Below are 16,129 nucleotides of genomic sequence, written 5' to 3' on the forward strand. Positions count from 1 at the left end.
TGGCGGACTGACGGAACGTCATCCTACGCTGCCTGCGAAGTCGTCATAAATTATGAATACATCTTGACAGCGGGCACGCCCGGTTGCACTCTTTGGCAGCAGTCACGCGCCAAGACAAAGGGGTCACGACATGACGAGTGCCGGCCTGTCCCGCCGTCGTTTCCTGCGCAACGCGAGCCTCGCCGGGCTGGGGGCCGTCGGCTCGGGCAGCTTCCTCGCCGCCTGCGCCACTTCCGCCTCCGGCGGCCCGGTCAAGCAGGCCGCCGGCGCGGTCACCGTCCAGTCGAACCTGTCCTCGCCCGAGGCGAAGAAAGCGATCGAGGCGCTGGCCAAGGCCTTCGGCGACAAGGGCGGCGCGACGGCGACCGTGAACACCGTGGCGTCGGAAACCTTCCGCACCCAGCTGCCCAGCTACCTCACCGCGGCCAACCCGCCCGACACGTTCACGTGGTACCCGGGCTCGCTGCTGTCCGGCTACGCGCGCAAGGGCCTGCTCCTCGACGTCGGCGACGTCTGGCAGACCATGGGCGATTACAGCGCGGCCTTCCGCGCGCTCTCCGGCGACGGCGCCGGCCACCAGGTCTTCATCCCGACGTCCTACTACTGGTGGGGCTTCTTCTACCGGAAGTCCAACTTCGCGAAGTGGGGCGTGCGGCCGCCGACGAACTGGACCGAGTTCCTCGCGCTGTGCGAAACCCTGAAGGGCAAGGGAATCGCGCCGATCGGGCTGGGTGCGGGCGGCAACACGCCGTGGACCGCGTCGGCCTGGTTCGACTACCTGAACATCCGGATCAACGGCGCGCCCTTCCACCGCGAGCTGCTCGCCGGCAAGCAGCGCTTCGACGACCCGCGCGTCAAGAAGATCTTCGACCCGTGGCGCCAGGCCCTGCCGTACTTCGACCCGAACGGCACGGCGATCGCGTTCCAGGACGCCACCACGGTGCTGCTGCAGGGCCGCACCGGCATGGTGCTGACCGGCACGTTCTTCGCCGACGCCGCCCCGAAGGACGCGCTCGGCGACCTCGACTTCTTCCAGTTCCCGATCCTCGACCCCGCGGTGCCGGTGGCCGAAGAGGGCCCGACCGACGGTTTCTTCGCCAGCGCACGCACGCCGCACGTCGCCGAGGTCAAGGAGTGGTTCAAGTACGTGGCCACGGCCGAAGCGCAGGAGCTCTACATCAAGAACTCGTCCGGCACCGTGCTGCCGACCAACCCGTCGGCGAAGGACACCGGGACGCCGTTGGTCCAAAAGGGACGGAAGATGCTGGCGGACGCCAAGGAGATCACGCAGTTCTTCAACCGCGACTCCTCCGACGCGCTGCAGCCGACCGCCGACGCCGCGCTGATCCGGTTCATCCAGAAGCCGAACGAGCTGGACTCGATCCTGGCCGACTGGCAGACCGCCGCGCAGAAGGTCTGGCAGTCCTGACATGGCGGTGCTGACCGCCGACCGGCCGAAGACCGCGGCGCGGGCCCCGAAACGCCGCCGCCGGGTCTCGCCGGTGCTGCTGGCGTTCGTCCTGGTGCCCCTCGTGGTCGAGGGGTTCTGGGTGTTCTGGCCCGCGCTGCAGGGGTTCTACCTGGCGCTGACGAACTGGGACGGCGTCTCGGCGCCGGCGTTCGTCGGTTTCGGGAACTTCGCCGAGATGTTCTCCGACGACATCTTCAAGACCGCCGCGCTCGACACGGTGCTCTGGCTGGTGCTCTTCGGCGGCCTCTCGGCGGCCGGCGGGCTCGCGCTGGCGACGTTGCTGCAGCGCGAACGCCGGGGCGTCGGGTTCTACCGGGCCGCCCTGTTCACGCCGGTGGTGTTCTCGCTGGTCGCGACGTCGCTGATCTGGCAGGTGATCTACCAGCCGGACGGCGTCTTCAACAAGGTGCTCGGCGCGGTCGGGCTGGAGAGCTGGCAGCACTCGTGGCTGGCCGACCCGAAGACCGCGCTGTACGCGGTGCTCGTGCCGGCGCTGTGGCGCCAGCTCGGGTACGTGATGGTGCTGTACCTGGCCGGGCTCAAGGGCATCGACCCGGCGCTGTACGAAGCGGCCAAATTGGACGGTGCCACCGCGTGGCAGCAGTTCCGCAACGTGACGTGGCCGCAGCTGCGCAGCGTCAACTCGGTGGTCCTGTCGGTGATCATCATCGACTCCCTGCGCTCCTTCGACGTCGTGTGGTCGATGACGAAGGGCGGGCCGTACCACTCGTCCGAGCTGCTCAGCACGTACATGTACGCGACGGCGTTCCAGTCGCTGCGGCTCGGCTACGCGTCCGCGCTGGCCGTGGTGATCTTCGTGCTGGCGTTCGGCGTGATCGTGACCTACCTCGTGCGTGCCTTCCGGGAGGACTCGTGAAAGCGCGGACCTTCGGCTTCCACCTGGTCGCGGGCGGCCTCGCGGTGCTGTGGCTGCTGCCGATCCTGCTCGTGCTGACCACCAGCGTCCGGTCCTTTTCGGACATCGCGTCGAACGGGCTGGGCGCGCTGCCGGCGTCGTTCTCGCTGGACGGTTTCGGGCAGGCGTGGGGCGAGGGCGGCGGCGGGCACGCGATGCTGAACAGCCTGCTGGTGACCGTCCCGACGGTGCTGCTCGCGCTGTTGCTGAGCTCGGCGGCGGCGTTCGCGCTGAGCCGGTACGCGATCCCGTTCCGCCGCACGCTGATCCTGGTGATGCTGTCCGGCAACCTGCTGCCGCCGCAGATCCTCCTGGTGCCGGTGGCGAAGCTCGCCGAGCTGCTCGGCATCTACGACACGCTGACCGCGCTGATCGTCGTCCAGGTCGGCTTCGGGCTGGGGTTCTACACCTTCGTGCTGCAGGGCTTCATGCGGTCCATCCCGGACGAGGTCCAGCAGGCCGCGCTGATCGACGGCGCCGGCGTCGGCCAGATCTTCTGGCGGATCATCCTGCCGATGACCCGCCCGGCGCTGGCCGCGCTCGGCGCGCTGGCGTTCACCTGGACGTTCAACGACCTGCTGTGGTCGATCACCGTGCTGCGCACCGGTTCGGTGATGCCGGTGACGCCGGCGCTGCTCGGCCTGCAGGGGCAGTACGTGTCCAACTGGAACGTGATCGCGGCGGGCTCGGTCATCGCGGCCGTCCCGACCGTGGCCGTGTTCCTGCGGTTCCAGAAGCACTTCATTTCCGGGCTCGCGATCGGGGCGATCAAGTGACGTGGACCGTGTCGATGGCGACGACTTCCTACACGGTGGCGCTGGATCCTTCGTCCCGGTGGGCCGAACTCGTCGCGTGGGGTCCGGCCGGGATCGAAGCCGGGCCGTCGGTGTTCGCCAACCGCGGTGAGGTGCACTTCATCACCGAAGCCGACGCGGCCCCGGTCGAGTACGCCCCGCTGGGCCTGCGCCCGTTCTCCGGCGCGGACGTCTCGGTGCGCGGCGGTTCCTGGTGGCGCTTCGACTCGGCTTCGTCGGACCCCGACTTGCGGCTGACCTTCGTGGACGAGGTTTCCGGGTTGCGCGCGGTGCTCTGCTACCGCGCGGTCCCGGAGACCGACGTGCTCACCCGCTGGGTCGAGTTCGAGAACTCCGGTTCGTCCACTTTGGAATTCGACCGGCTCGGCTCGGCGGGCGTCTGCGTGCCGACGACGTCCGGTGCCCGCTTGACGTACTTGACCGGCCAGTGGTCGCAGGAGTTCACCCGCCGGTCGGTGGAACTGTCCGCGGGCGGCTTCCGGATGGAGAGCCGCTTCGGCGTCCCTGGCCACGCGCACGTGCCGTGGCTGGCGGTGCAGGACGCTTCCGGCGGCGCTGCTTACGGCGTCTCCCTGGAGTGGCCGGGTTCGTGGTCCATCGAGGCGGACGTCGAGCCGTCGGGCCTGACGCGCGTCCGGGCCGGTCGGCTACCCTCGCCCGGTCCCGTTCTGCTCGAGCCGGGTGCTTCGCTGGCCACGCCGCCGGTGGCGCTGGCGTCCAGTGTGGACGGTCTCGCCGAGCTGGCGTCGGTGTGGCACGACTACGACCGCGTCCTGGCGGGTTCGCGGTGGCAGCGCCCGCGTCCGGTGCTCTACAACTCGTGGGAGGCGACCGGCTTCGACGTCCGCGGCGCGCACCAGCTGGAGCTGGCGAAGCGGGCGGCGGACCTCGGCGTCGAGCTGTTCGTGGTGGACGACGGCTGGTTCACCGGCCGCGACGACGACACCGGTGGCCTCGGCGACTGGACACCGGCGGAGCCCACGTTCGGCGCGTTCGTCGACGCGGTGCGGGAGCTGGGCCTGGAGTTCGGGCTGTGGGTCGAGCCGGAGGCGGTCAGCCCGAAGTCGCGGCTGTACGCGGAGCACCCGGACTGGGTGTACCGGATCGACGGCCGCCCGCTGACGTTGATCCGCAACCAGCTGCTGCTGGACCTGGGGCTTCCCGCGGTGGTGGACTTCGTGAAGTCCATTCTGGACGCACTGCTGACGACGTATCCGATTTCGTACCTGAAGTGGGACATGAACCGCCCCCCGACCGAACGCGGCCGTCCCGGCTCGCCCACCGCGGACCTGGACGCCGAGCACGTGGCCGGGTACCTGTCGGTGCTGGACCACCTGCGCGTGTGTCACCCGCACGTGACGGTGGAGGCGTGCGCGGGCGGCGGCGGCCGCACCGACCTGGCGACGGTCGCCCGCGCGGACGTGGTCTGGCCGAGCGACAACACCGGGCCGCTGGACCGGCTGGCGATCCAGGACGGGTTCCTGCTGATGCACGCCCCGCACCTGATGAGTTCCTGGGTGACGGATTCCCCGGGCGTGTTCGACCCGCGCCCGCGTTCGTTGCGCTTCCGCTTCGTGACGGCGATGGCGGGCGTGCTGGGGATCGGGGCGGACCTTTCGCGGTGGACGTCTTCGCAGAATGCGGAGGCGGCTGCGCTGATCGAGGTGTACAAGTCGATCCGCGACGTGATCCACCACGGGACGGCTCGGGTCCTCCACGGCCCCACCGAACCGACGGCGGCTACGCAGTACACGTCGGAGGACGGTGACACGGTGGTCGTGCTGGCTTGGAGCACGGGTCCCTTGACGGGCGCCCCGCTGACCCCGGGCCGGTCTTCACGGGTGCGGTTGGCGGTGTGGGCGGATTCGTCCTATGTGGACAGGGAGGGGGCCCGGTACTCCGGGGCGCACCTGAAGTACGCGGGCCTCCCGTTCGACTGGACCGCGGACCACGACGCCGACGTCGTGGTCCTGCGACGTCAGGGCAGGGAAACCGGCAGCACGAACGTCGGCGACCCCGTCGGGTAGTACCGCAGCTCCGCCTCCCCCGACGCGGTCAGCGTGAACGCGGTAATCGCGTCCTCCGACTGCGCCGCCACATAACAAGTCCCGTCCACCAGCGCGAAGTGCCGCGGGTTCGCCCCGCACGGCTGGTCCGCCACCGCGGCGGCCTCGTCGAGGGCGAACTCCGTCACGCAGTCCGGGCCGCGGTTCGACACGTACAGGCGCGAGTCGGCCAGCTCCAGGTGGGCCACCAGGTTCGGCCCCGACGGCGGAGACAACGTCGACGCGGTCGAAGCGACCACCGAAAACGCACCCGGGGACGTCTCCTGGACCGTCACCAGCGTCCCGGCCAGCTCCCCGACGACGTACGCCAGATCCGTGCCCGGCCGGCGGACCAGCTGGCGCGGGCCCGTGCCCGGCGGCAGCGCGGACACCGCCAGCGGCTCCAAACCACCGGACGGCGTCAACGTGTAGCTGCGGATTTCGTCCGTCCCGAGGTCGACCGCGCTCACGATCGAGGGGCCGGGGACCGCCATGTGGACGTGCGCCGCCTCCTGGCGGTCGGTGCGCGGTCCGCTGCCGGAGTGCCGCACCAGCGCGGTCCGGGACTCCAGGGCACCGGACGAGGACAGCGAGAACACCGCCAGGCTGCCGCCGGTGTAGTTGGCGCACAGCAGGAACCGGCCGTCCGGGGTCACCGCCAGGTGGCACGGGTGCGCGCCGCCCGTCTCCAAGGTGCCCAGCACGGACAACGTGCCCGAAGCGTCGAAAGACAGCGCCGTCACGGCACCGGTGTCGGTCTCGTTCACCGCGTACAGGACCGGCAACGACGGGTGCCGGACCAGCCACGAAGGACACTCCAGCGGCAGCGAAGCGATCTCGGTCAGCGACCCCGACGGAGACCGTGAGAACGTCGTGATCCCCGTACCGTTCCCCGCTTCACCGGTGTAGCACCCGACGAAGACCAGTTCAGCCATGCGCGCTCCTCAGCAACGTCTCGACCCGGACGGCGATCTCCGCGCCGGTCCCGCGGGTCAGCGCCGAGCCGATCCCGCAGGCCACCGCGCCCGCCGAGAGCCAGCCTGGCACGTCTTCCGGCGTGATGCCGCCGGTGGGCACCAGCGGCGCCTGCGGGAGCGCCGCCCGGACGTCGGAGATCCACGACGGCGACAGCGCGGACGCCGGGAACACCTTCACCGCGTCGGCGCCTTCCGCCAGCGCGCGCACGATTTCCGTCACCGAGCCGGCGCCCGGGAAAGCGGCCGCGCCGTACCGGTGCGCGGTGCGGATCACCGCCGCGTCCACCGACGGCGACACCAGGAACCGGGCTCCCGCGCGGATCGCCAGGACCGCCGAGGCCTCGTCGAGGACGGTGCCGGCGCCGATCGTCGCGTCCGGGTAGGCCGCCGAGAGCCCGGAGATCGCGTCGAGTGCGCCGGGGTTGGTCAGCGGCAGCTCCACCGAGCGCAGCCCCGCTTCCAGGACCGCGCGGGCCGCGGACACCGCCGATTCCGCGTCGTGCGTGCGCACGATCCCGACGACGCCTTGGCGCAGTGCGTTCGCAGTGATCTCCCAGCGATAGCTCATCGCCCGAGCATAGCGCTTGAAATCTTAATTTAGGATTTATTCTTGACGGCGGCCGAGGCGCCCCGGCATGCTGCTCCCGGCTCGCAGTTCACCGGAGAAAGGCGTCCGGCACATGCTCCTGAAGAGAACCCTCGCGGTGGTCGCCGCGGTCGCCGCCACGGTCACGGCGGTACCCGCGCAAGCGACCCCGGCCGCGGACCAAGGCGCTCCCGACTACTACGACAGCGGCGTCGCGAAGACCCCGTACATGGGCTGGAACACCTACTACGGCCTCGGCGCGCCCAGCGAGGCGTCGGTCGAGTCCGTCGCGGACTTCCTCGTCTCCAGCGGCCTGCGCGACGCCGGCTACCGCTACGTCTGGATCGACGGCGGCTGGACCGCGCCCGATCCCCGCGACGCGAGCGGCAACCTCCACGAGGACCCCGCGAAATTCCCCAGTGGACTGTCCACTTTGGTCAAGTACGTCCACGACCGGGGCCTGAAGGCCGGCATCTACACCGACGCGGGCGCCTCCGACGGCAAGAACTGCGCGGCCGGCTCCGGCGGCCACTACGAGCAGGACACCAAGCGCTTCGCGAGCTGGAAGTTCGACGCCGTCAAGGTCGACTTCCTCTGCGGCATCGCCCAGAACCTCAAGCCCGCCGACGCGTTCACGCAGTTCAGCCGGGCTCTGGCCAAGGCGGGGCGCCCGATGGTGCTCAACATCTGCAACCCGGTCACCGACGAATGGGGTGTCCCGCACGGCCCGGACCAGGTCGCCGGCATCGCCTACAGCTACGGCCCGCTCGTCGCCGACTCCTGGCGCACCAGCACCGACATCGCGTTCGGCACGCCGTACGAGGGCATCTGGAAAGACGTCCTGCGCAACATGGACGCCAACGCCGCGCACCCCGAGGCGAACGGGCCCGGGCACTACAACGACCCCGACTACCTCATCCCGATGCGCAAGACCGAGCAGGGCACCTACGAGCTGAACGAGGAGGAGTCGACCACCCAGTTCGTCATGTGGGCGGAGATGGCCTCCCCGCTGATCCTCGGCTCCGACCCGCGCACGCTGCCCGCGTCGATGCTGAAGACGTTGAAGAACCCGGAAATCATCGGCGTCAACCAGGACAGCCTCGGCATCCAGGGCGTCCGCGTCGCGACGACCGGCACCACGGACACCTACAGCAAGGTCCTCTCCCGCACCGGTGACCGCGCGGTCGTGCTGCTCAACCGCGGTGAGGCGCCGACGCGGATGACGCTGAAGTTCGCCGACGCCGGGCTCACCGGCCGGGTGGCCATTCGCGACCTCCGTGCCCGCGCCGATCGCGGCGCCGCCGTCGGCGAGTACTCGGTCACCGTGCCCGCGCACGGGACCGCGTTCCTCCGCCTGCACGGCACCGACCTCGTCCCCGGCGCCGACGTCGCCGGGCCCGCGTCGGCCAGTCCCTCGGTGGTCCGCAGCGGCGGGAAGACCGTCACGTTCTTCCGCGACCGCGCCGGGAACCTCCAGCAGACCGGCCTCGACGGGCCGCGCCAGGTCGGCGGCGGGTTCCTCGGCCAGCCCGCGGCGATCGCTTCCGGGGACCGGATCGACGTCTACGTCCGCGGCCTCGACAACGTCCTCTACCAGCGCAGTTACGCGAAGAACTGGGGTGACTGGAAGCGGCTCGGCGGCACGCTCACCGACTCGCCGTCCGTCACCAGCGACGGAACCGTCTTCGTGCGGGGTGCCGACGGCCAGGTCTGGCAGCGGACCAGCGCCGGTCGGTGGTCCGGTCTCGGTGCCCCGGGTGGCAAGCCGATCTACGGCCGCCCCGGCGCGGCGACGTCCACCAGCGGCACGGTCGTCGCGGTCCGGACCGCCGACGACAGCGTCTGGGCTCGCACGAACACCGGCGGCACCTGGTCGGACTGGACGTCGATCGGTGGCACGGTCAGCAGCAGCCCGACGCTGGTCGCCGTCGGCGCGAAGGTCGCGCTCACCGCGTCCGCGAGCGACTACTCGCTGTGGGCCAACGACTGGTCCGGCTCGTGGGCGGGCTGGTTCAAACGGCCGGAGTACCCGAGCGGGAGCATCGTGGGCACCCTGGGCGCGGCGTCCGACGGCGCGTCGCTGTGGTTCGCGGCGCGCGGTCCGGACGACCATGTCCACGTAGCCCGGTTCTAGGAACAGGAGAAGGCGATGTCCACGCGTACGGCGGTGGTTACGGGAGCGGCGTCCGGGATCGGCAAAGCGACCGCCCGGAAGCTCCTCGACGACGGCTACCGCGTGCTGGGCGTGGACATCGCCGAACTCCCGGACGGCATCACGCCGATCCGGGGCAGCGTCAGCAATGAGGCGACCTGGGCCGGTATCGGCGAGGTCGACGCGCTGGTCAGCAACGCCTACGTCCCCAGCACCGGGCCGCTGCACGAGATCGACCGCGCCGAGTGGGAACGCCAGCTCGACGTCAACCTCACCGGCACGTACCTCGCGCTGAAGGCCTGCCTGCCGTCCCTGCGCGAGCGGCGCGGCGCGGTCGTGCTGGTCTCGTCGGTGCACGCGCACTTCGGGCTGCCGGGCCACCCCGCGTACGCCGCGAGCAAGGGCGCGCTGGTCGCGCTGGCCCGGCAGCTTGCCGTCGAATACGCCCCCGACGTGCGCGTCAACTCCGTGCTGCCGGGGCCCGTGCTCACCGAAGCCTGGAACCGCATCTCGCCGGAGGACCGTGAGCGCAGCGCGCGGGCGACCCCGGCGGGCCGGCTCGGCGACCCGGCCGAAGTGGCGAACGCGATCGCCTTCCTGCTCTCGGACGCCGCGTCGTTCGTCACCGGAGCCGAGCTGACCGTCGACGGCGGCTGGTCCGCCGCCAAGGATTCCGCGTAGATGGGGGACACGGGTGAAGATCACCGGGGTTGAAACGTTTCTGGTCGCGCCGCGCTGGCTTTTCCTCAAGGTCAGCACGGACGAGGGCGTCTGCGGCTGGGGCGAGCCCGTGGTCGAGGGCCGCGCGGAGACCGTGCGCGCGGCCGTGCACGAGTTGTCCGACCTGCTGATCGGCCAGGACCCGCTGCGCATCGAGGACCACTGGCAGGTGCTGCGCCGCGGCGGCTTCTACCGCGGCGGCCCGGTGCTTTCCAGCGCGCTGGCCGGGTACGACCACGCCCTGTGGGACATCGCGGGCAAGGTCCGCGACGCGCCGGTGCACGAGCTGCTCGGCGGCCCGGTCCGCGACCGCGTCCGCGTCTACAGCTGGGTCGGCGGCGACCGGCCGTCCGGCATCCGCGAAGCCGTGTCCGCGCAGGTCGAGGCGGGCTTCACCGCGGTGAAGATGAACGTCGCCGGCCCGCTGACGGCGATCGCGTCGCCCGCCGAAGCCGACGCCGCGGTGGCGCGCGCGTGGGAAGCGCGAGAGGTGCTCGGCCCGCACCGCGACCTCGCGATCGACTTCCACGGCCGTGTCTCGCCCGCGATGGCCCGCCGGCTGGTCAAGCTCCTCGAAGACGTCCAGCCGATGTTCGTCGAGGAGCCGATCCTGCCGGAAACGCAGGGCGACGCGCTGCGCTCGATCGTCGAAGCGTCCACCGTGCCGATCGCGGTCGGCGAGCGGCTCTACTCGCGCTGGGAGTTCAAGCCGGTGCTCGACGCCGGTGTCGCGGTCGTCCAGCCGGACCCCTCGCACGCGGGCGGCATCTCCGAGCTGCGGCGGATCGGCGCGCTCGCGGAGGTGTACGGCGCTTCGCTCGCCCCGCACTGCCCGCTTGGCCCGATCTCCCTGGCGGCGTCGCTGCAGGTGGCGTTCGCGACGCCGAACTTCCTGATCCAGGAACAAAGCGTGGGCATGCACTACCACGAAGGCCGCGAACACCAGTACCTCGTGGACGCGTCGCTCTTCGCCTTCCAGGACGGCCACGCGGCCCGGCCGCTGAAGCCCGGGCTCGGCATCGAGGTCGACGAAGAAGCCGTCCGCCGGGCTGACGAAGCAGGGCACGCGTGGCGTTCGCCGGTGTGGCGCCACGACGACGGGAGCCTCGCCGAATGGTGACCTGGCTCGAGCGCGGCGACCTGCGCCTCGGCCTGGTCCCGGAGCTGGGCGGGCGGCTGCTTTCCGTTTCCCGCAAGGGCGTCGAACTGCTCTGGCGCAATCCGGCGCTGCTCGGCGACGGCCTGCGTGGCGACTACACGCCGAACTCCGGCCGGATGGGCGACTGGGTCAACTACGGCGGCGACAAGACGTGGCCCGCGCCGCAGGGCTGGGCCGGTCCGGACCAGTGGCCGGGCCCGCCCGACCCGGTCCTCGACTCCGGCCCGTACGCCCTGGCCCTGGACGGGGACACGGCGACCATGACCAGCGCGCCGGATCCGCGCACCGGACTGCGGTTCACGCGTGCGATCACGATCCTCGACAACGGCTACGAACTGCGGCTGCGCGCGCTCAACACCGCGGACCACCCGGTCCGGTGGGCACTGTGGAACGTGACCCAGCTGCCCGGCGGCGGGACGGTCGTCGCGGGGCTCCGGCGCCCCGACGTCGTCGCGCTGGTCGCGGGCACCGGCACGCCGGAGTACACAGTGGACGGTGACCGGCTGGTCGTGCCGCCGCAGGACGTCGTCGGCAAGCTCGGGGTCCCGGGCACGTCGGGCCGGGTTTCCTACGGCGCCCTGACGTTGAGCTTCGACGTCGACCCGCACGGCGAATACCCGGACGAGGGTTCGCCGCTGGAGATCTGGCTGGAGCACCCGCTCCCGGAACCCTTGGCGGAGCTGGGCGATCTGGACCCGCCGGCGCGGATCGTCGAGCTGGAAGTCCTCGGCCCGCTGACCACCCTGGCGCCCGGAGAAGAGACCCGGTTGTCGATCACTGCCGAAGTCCGGGAAGATGACGTGTGACCTTCACCGTCCGAAGCCTGACCGCCGCGGTGTTCGCGCTGGCCGTCACCGCCGCTCTCCCCGTCACGGCCCACGCGCAGGAAGCGCCGGAATGCCCGGCGAACCTCGACTGCCGGTTCGTGCCCGCCGCCTACGACTGGGCGAGCGCCGACCACGGCAACCCCAACAACTACGGGAACTACGACCCCGCGAACCGGCCGGCCGACGGCCAGGGGATCCAGTACATCGTCATCCACGACACCGAAAGCGTGCCCGGCAGCGGGGTCAGCCCGTACGACCAGGCGATCGCGACCTTCCAGAAGCCCGAAAGCGGGTCTAGCGCGCACTACGTGATCCGCTCATCCGACGGCCAGGTCACGCAGATGGTGCCGACCAAGGACGTCGCCTGGCACGCGGGCAACTGGACGATGAACGAGCACTCGATCGGCATCGAGCACGAGGGCATCGCGGCGCAGGGCGGCACCTGGTACACCGAAAAGATGTACCAGGCCTCGGCGAACCTGGTGAAGTTCCTGGCGGCGAAGTACCACATCCCGCTCGACCGGCAGCACATCATCGGCCACGAAGACATCTCCCGCGAGCGCACGGCGAACTTCGCTGCCGCGCACTGGGATCCGGGCCCGTACTGGGACTGGAACCACTACATGGAGCTGCTCGGCGCGCCGGCCGCGGCGACCGGTCCCGCGGACGCCCAGTCCGTCACGATCAACCCGGACTACGCCACCAACCAGCCCGAGCTGACCACGTGCAGCGGTGGCACCTGCACGCCGCTGCCCGCGCACGGCGCCAACTTCGTCTACCTGCACGCGGCGCCGGACGCGGCCTCGCCGCTGATCACCGACCCGGTGGTGCACCCCGACGGCTCGGCGGGCACGACCGCGATCGACGACTGGAGCGACAAGGCGGTCGCGGGCCGGACCTACGCGCTCGCCGGCGAGCAGGGCGACTGGACGGCGATCTGGTACGGCGGGCAGAAGGCGTGGTTCGCGAACCCCGGCCACAGTGTGACCTTGCCGGCGCGGGCCCAGCGCGTGACCGCGGCCACGTCGGCGCCGCTGTACGGCCGCGCCTTCCCCGAGCAGTCCGAGTACCCGGCCGAGATCCCGTTCGACCCGATCTGGACGGTCGGCGCCGTCCCGTGGACGCTGCCCGCGGGCCAGAGCTACGTCGTCACCGGGGAATTCCGCGCCGAGAACTACTACGCGCGCTTCGACCCGGCGGACGTGCCGGCCAACCACACGCTGGTCACGGGCGGGACGAAGTACCTCCAGCTCTCCTACAACCACCGGGTCGTCTACGTGAAGGCGTCCGACGTGCGACCCTGCTGACCTGCGCAGGTATCGTGAGGGCGTGACGGACAAGCCCCGCATTCCGAACGTGCTCGCCGCCCGCTACGCCTCGGCGGAGCTGGTCTCGCTCTGGTCGCCGGAGCAGAAGGTCGTGCTGGAGCGGCAGCTCTGGCTGGCCGTCCTCAAGGCGCAGAAGGACCTCGGCGTCGAGGTGCCGGACGGCGTCGTCGAGGCGTACGAGCGCGTCCTCGACGACGTGCGGCTGGACTCGATCGCGGAGCGCGAGCGCGTCACCCGGCACGACGTCAAGGCGCGGATCGAGGAGTTCAGCGCCCTCGCCGGGCAGGAGCACGTCCACAAGGGCATGACCTCGCGCGACCTCACCGAGAACGTCGAGCAGCTGCAGCTGCTCCGCTCGCTCGAGCTGGTCCGCACCCGCGTCGCCGCCGTGCTGGCGCGGCTGGCCGCGCTCGCCGTCGAGCACGCGGACACCGTCATGGCCGGGCGCTCGCACAACGTCGCCGCGCAGGCCACCACGCTCGGCAAGCGGTTCGCCACCGCGGCCGACGAGCTGCTGGTCGCCTTCGAGCGGCTCGACAACCTCATCGAGCGGTACCCGCTGCGCGGCATCAAGGGCCCGGTCGGCACCGCGCAGGACATGCTCGACCTGCTCGGCGACGAGTCCACTTTGGACCAGCTCGAAGACCGCGTGATGCAGCACCTCGGCTTCAACCGCCGGTTCACCAGCGTCGGCCAGGTGTACCCGCGCTCGCTCGACTTCGACGTGCTGTCCACTGTGGTCCAGCTCGCCGCGGCGCCGTCCAGCCTGGCCAAGACGATCCGGCTGATGGCGGGCCACGAGCTGGTCACCGAGGGCTTCAAGCCCGGCCAGGTCGGCTCGTCGGCCATGCCGCACAAGATGAACACCCGCTCGTGCGAGCGCGTGAACGGCCTCGCCGTCGTGCTGCGCGGCTACCTCTCGATGATCGGCGAGCTGGCCGGCGACCAGTGGAACGAGGGCGACGTCTCCGACTCGGTCGTCCGCCGGGTGGCGCTGCCGGACGCGTTCTTCGCGCTCGACGGCCTGCTGGAGACCTTCCTCACGGTGCTCACCGAATTCGGCGCGTTCCCGGCGGTGATCGAGCGTGAGCTGGATCGCTACCTGCCGTTCCTGACCACGACGAAGGTGCTCATGGCGTCGGTCCGCGGCGGCGTCGGGCGTGAGACGGCCCACGAAGCCATCAAGGAGCACGCCGTCGCCGTCGCGCTGGAAATGCGCGAAGGCCGCGCCGACAACGACCTCCTCGACCGCTTCGCCGCCGATGAGCGCATCCCGCTCGACCGCGGTGAGCTGGACAAACTCCTCGCCGACCGGATCTCGTTCACCGGGACGGCCGGGCGTCAGGTGGCGCAGGTGGCCGAGCGCGTCGCGCAGGTCCTCGAGCGGTTCCCCGAGGCGGCGGGATACGCGCCGCAGCCGATCCTGTGAGCTGACGCACCCGTCCACAGAATGGAACGAATCCACTCGAACGGGCGAAATCCCTAATCTCGATCGCTGACCCACGGAGCGCTGTCCGGCGCCAGTACCCACCATGGAAGAAGCGATGAGATCCACGCTGTCCAAGATCGCCGCCGCCCTCACCGCGGGCGCGCTGACGTTGACCCTCGCCGCCTGCGGTGGTTCCGACGCGGGGACGAAGACCCTCCGCGTCGGGACCCTGAGCGACGCCCCGCCGTCGATCTACCTGGAGAACGGCCGCTTCACGGGCTACGACAACGAGCTGCTGCGCGACATCGCCAAGCGTGAGGGCTTCGAGGTCGAGTTCGTCGGCACCGAGTTCTCCAGCCTGCTGGCCGGCGTCGCGACCGGCAAGTTCGACATCGGCAGCTCGACGATCTCGAGCACCGAGGCGCGCAAGAAGACGGTCGCGTTCTCCGACGGCTACAACACCGGCTTCACCACGGTCGTCACGGCGAAGGGCGCCAACCTCAAGGACGTCGCCGCGCTGTCGGGCAAGCGCCTCGGCGTGGTCCAGGGTTCGGTGCAGGACGAGCTGGCCGGCAAGACCGCCGGCGCCCAGGTCGTGCGCTTCCCGGACTACAACGCGGGTTTCGCGCAGCTGAAGAACGGCACGCTGGACGGCTGGGTCGTGCCGCAGGACATCGGGCAGAAGTACCTGGACCAGAACCCCGGTGTGCCGCTGGAACTCGGCTACACGGTCGAGGACAAGGACACCCCCTCGGCGTTCGCCGTGGCCAAGACGAACACCGATCTGCTGAACAAGCTCAACGACGGGCTGCGGAAAGCCGTCGCCGACGGTACGGTCGCCCGGATCTACGGGCAGTTCTACAAGAACACGCCGCTGTCGAAGGAACTTCAGCAGGGCGGCCCCGGTCTGCCGGTCAAGAACGTGGGTGCGTGACATGAAGAAGCTGATCGTCACCGTGCTGGCCGCCGCCCTCACGCTCACCGCGTGCGGCGGGGGTGCCGAGAGCGCTTCCTCGACGCTGCGCGTGGGGACGCTGAGCGACGCGCCGCCCAACATCTACTTGAAGGACGGCAACTACACCGGCTTCGACAACGAGCTGCTCAAGGCCATCGCGGCCAAGCAGAACCTGAAGCTGGAGTTCGCCGCGACCGACTTCTCCGCGCTGCTCGGACAGGTCGCCTCCGGCCGCTTCGACATCGCCAGCTCGGCGATCGCGCAGACCGACGAGCGCAAGAAGACGGTCGACTTCTCCGCGGCCTACGACTTCGAAACGATGAGCATCCAGGCCAAGCAGGGCACCCCGGTGACCGACGAGAAGGGCTTGGCGGGCAAGCGCGTCGCCGTCATCCAGGCGACCGTCGGCGACCACTGGCTGACCAGCACGGTGCCCGCCGCGCAGGCCGTGCGCTTCCCCGACTACGCCGCCGCGCTGACCGCGCTGAAGACCGGTGCCGTCGACGCGTACATCCTCGACCAGAGCATCGCCGAGAAGAACGTCACCGACAACCCGGACGCCAAGCTGGTCGTCGTGAAGAGCTTCGTCACCGACGTGCCGCACGGTTTCGCCGTGAAGAAGGGCAACGCCGAGCTGCTCAAGAAGGTCGACGACGGGCTCAAGCAGGTGATCTCCGACGGGACCTGGCTTAAGCTGCACCAGCAGTTCCTGCCGACCGCTCCGGTGCCGGCCGGGTTCCAGGGTTAGG

Annotated in this window: 14 protein-coding genes; 12 read left to right on the plus strand and 2 right to left on the minus strand. The window is 70.5% G+C overall.

The window, feature by feature from the left end:
- The first annotated feature begins 130 nt into the window (after positions 1-130).
- Genes H4696_RS35360 through H4696_RS35375 form a run of 4 tightly spaced genes read left to right on the plus strand, consistent with a single transcriptional unit; the run spans position 131 to position 5,229 of the window.
- On the plus strand, positions 131-1,429 hold the full coding sequence (locus tag H4696_RS35360) for an ABC transporter substrate-binding protein (protein WP_086856449.1): 1,299 nt from the start codon (positions 131-133) through the stop codon (positions 1,427-1,429).
- Position 1,430: 1 nt separating this feature from the next.
- Complete coding sequence (locus H4696_RS35365; RefSeq protein ID WP_086856450.1) at positions 1,431-2,348, plus strand: carbohydrate ABC transporter permease; 918 nt, start codon at positions 1,431-1,433, stop codon at positions 2,346-2,348.
- Complete coding sequence (locus tag H4696_RS35370; RefSeq protein WP_086856451.1) at positions 2,345-3,163, plus strand: carbohydrate ABC transporter permease; 819 nt, start codon at positions 2,345-2,347, stop codon at positions 3,161-3,163. The genes H4696_RS35365 and H4696_RS35370 overlap by 4 nt, the downstream gene beginning before the upstream one ends.
- Before the next feature lie 14 nt (positions 3,164-3,177).
- Positions 3,178-5,229, plus strand: a complete 2,052-nt coding sequence (locus H4696_RS35375) for an alpha-galactosidase (protein WP_086856469.1) — start codon at positions 3,178-3,180, stop codon at positions 5,227-5,229.
- On the opposite strand, the gene H4696_RS35380 is transcribed toward H4696_RS35375, so the two are convergent.
- Together H4696_RS35380 and H4696_RS35385 are read right to left on the minus strand one after the other, a co-directional pair.
- Positions 5,181-6,182 carry a lactonase family protein gene (locus tag H4696_RS35380; RefSeq protein WP_086856452.1) on the minus strand — a complete coding sequence of 334 codons (1,002 nt, stop codon included), beginning with the start codon at positions 6,180-6,182 and terminating at the stop codon, positions 5,181-5,183. The genes H4696_RS35375 and H4696_RS35380 overlap by 49 nt on opposite strands.
- Positions 6,175-6,792, minus strand: coding sequence for a bifunctional 4-hydroxy-2-oxoglutarate aldolase/2-dehydro-3-deoxy-phosphogluconate aldolase (locus H4696_RS35385; protein ID WP_086856453.1), 618 nt, complete (start codon positions 6,790-6,792; stop codon positions 6,175-6,177). Before H4696_RS35385 ends, H4696_RS35380 begins: the two co-directional genes overlap by 8 nt.
- Before the next feature lie 112 nt (positions 6,793-6,904).
- Here H4696_RS35385 and H4696_RS35390 point away from each other — a divergent pair, with 112 nt between their 5' ends.
- From H4696_RS35390 to H4696_RS35425, 8 genes are all read left to right on the plus strand, one after another.
- The gene (locus H4696_RS35390) at positions 6,905-8,944 is read left to right on the plus strand and encodes a DUF8189 domain-containing protein (protein ID WP_086856454.1); all 2,040 of its coding nucleotides are present in this window, start codon (positions 6,905-6,907) and stop codon (positions 8,942-8,944) included.
- Positions 8,945-8,959: 15 nt separating this feature from the next.
- A complete protein-coding gene (locus tag H4696_RS35395) occupies positions 8,960-9,643 on the plus strand; it encodes an SDR family NAD(P)-dependent oxidoreductase (protein ID WP_086856455.1) in 684 nt (227 codons plus the stop codon).
- Between the two features lie 13 nt (positions 9,644-9,656).
- Complete coding sequence (dgoD, locus tag H4696_RS35400) at positions 9,657-10,802, plus strand: galactonate dehydratase (protein ID WP_086856456.1); 1,146 nt, start codon at positions 9,657-9,659, stop codon at positions 10,800-10,802.
- Entirely contained in the window at positions 10,796-11,647 is an 852-nt protein-coding gene (locus H4696_RS35405; RefSeq protein ID WP_086856457.1) for a DUF4380 domain-containing protein, read from the plus strand. The genes dgoD and H4696_RS35405 overlap by 7 nt, the downstream gene beginning before the upstream one ends.
- A complete protein-coding gene (locus H4696_RS35410; protein WP_249026843.1) occupies positions 11,644-12,975 on the plus strand; it encodes an N-acetylmuramoyl-L-alanine amidase in 1,332 nt (443 codons plus the stop codon). Before H4696_RS35405 ends, H4696_RS35410 begins: the two co-directional genes overlap by 4 nt.
- Before the next feature lie 22 nt (positions 12,976-12,997).
- On the plus strand, positions 12,998-14,425 hold the full coding sequence (gene purB / locus H4696_RS35415) for an adenylosuccinate lyase (protein ID WP_086856458.1): 1,428 nt from the start codon (positions 12,998-13,000) through the stop codon (positions 14,423-14,425).
- A 115-nt stretch (positions 14,426-14,540) separates the two neighbouring features.
- Complete coding sequence (locus tag H4696_RS35420) at positions 14,541-15,359, plus strand: substrate-binding periplasmic protein (RefSeq protein WP_086856471.1); 819 nt, start codon at positions 14,541-14,543, stop codon at positions 15,357-15,359.
- Position 15,360: 1 nt separating this feature from the next.
- Entirely contained in the window at positions 15,361-16,128 is a 768-nt protein-coding gene (locus H4696_RS35425) for an ABC transporter substrate-binding protein (protein ID WP_086856459.1), read from the plus strand.
- Position 16,129 lies beyond the last annotated feature (1 nt).

This window comes from Amycolatopsis lexingtonensis, assembly GCF_014873755.1.
Taxonomy (GTDB): domain Bacteria; phylum Actinomycetota; class Actinomycetes; order Mycobacteriales; family Pseudonocardiaceae; genus Amycolatopsis; species Amycolatopsis lexingtonensis.

Bases quoted from the DNA above. Each gene is read 5' to 3' on its own strand.
- H4696_RS35360 (WP_086856449.1), top strand. From the start codon at position 131: ATGACGAGTGCCGGCCTGTCCCGCCGTCGTTTCCTGCGCAACGCGAGC.
- H4696_RS35365 (WP_086856450.1), top strand. From the start codon at position 1,431: ATGGCGGTGCTGACCGCCGACCGGCCGAAGACCGCGGCGCGGGCCCCG.
- H4696_RS35375 (WP_086856469.1), top strand. From the start codon at position 3,178: ATGGCGACGACTTCCTACACGGTGGCGCTGGATCCTTCGTCCCGGTGG.
- H4696_RS35380 (WP_086856452.1), bottom strand. From the start codon at position 6,182: ATGGCTGAACTGGTCTTCGTCGGGTGCTACACCGGTGAAGCGGGGAAC.
- H4696_RS35385 (WP_086856453.1), bottom strand. From the start codon at position 6,792: ATGAGCTATCGCTGGGAGATCACTGCGAACGCACTGCGCCAAGGCGTC.
- H4696_RS35390 (WP_086856454.1), top strand. From the start codon at position 6,905: ATGCTCCTGAAGAGAACCCTCGCGGTGGTCGCCGCGGTCGCCGCCACG.
- H4696_RS35395 (WP_086856455.1), top strand. From the start codon at position 8,960: ATGTCCACGCGTACGGCGGTGGTTACGGGAGCGGCGTCCGGGATCGGC.
- H4696_RS35405 (WP_086856457.1), top strand. From the start codon at position 10,796: ATGGTGACCTGGCTCGAGCGCGGCGACCTGCGCCTCGGCCTGGTCCCG.
- H4696_RS35420 (WP_086856471.1), top strand. From the start codon at position 14,541: ATGAGATCCACGCTGTCCAAGATCGCCGCCGCCCTCACCGCGGGCGCG.
- H4696_RS35425 (WP_086856459.1), top strand. From the start codon at position 15,361: ATGAAGAAGCTGATCGTCACCGTGCTGGCCGCCGCCCTCACGCTCACC.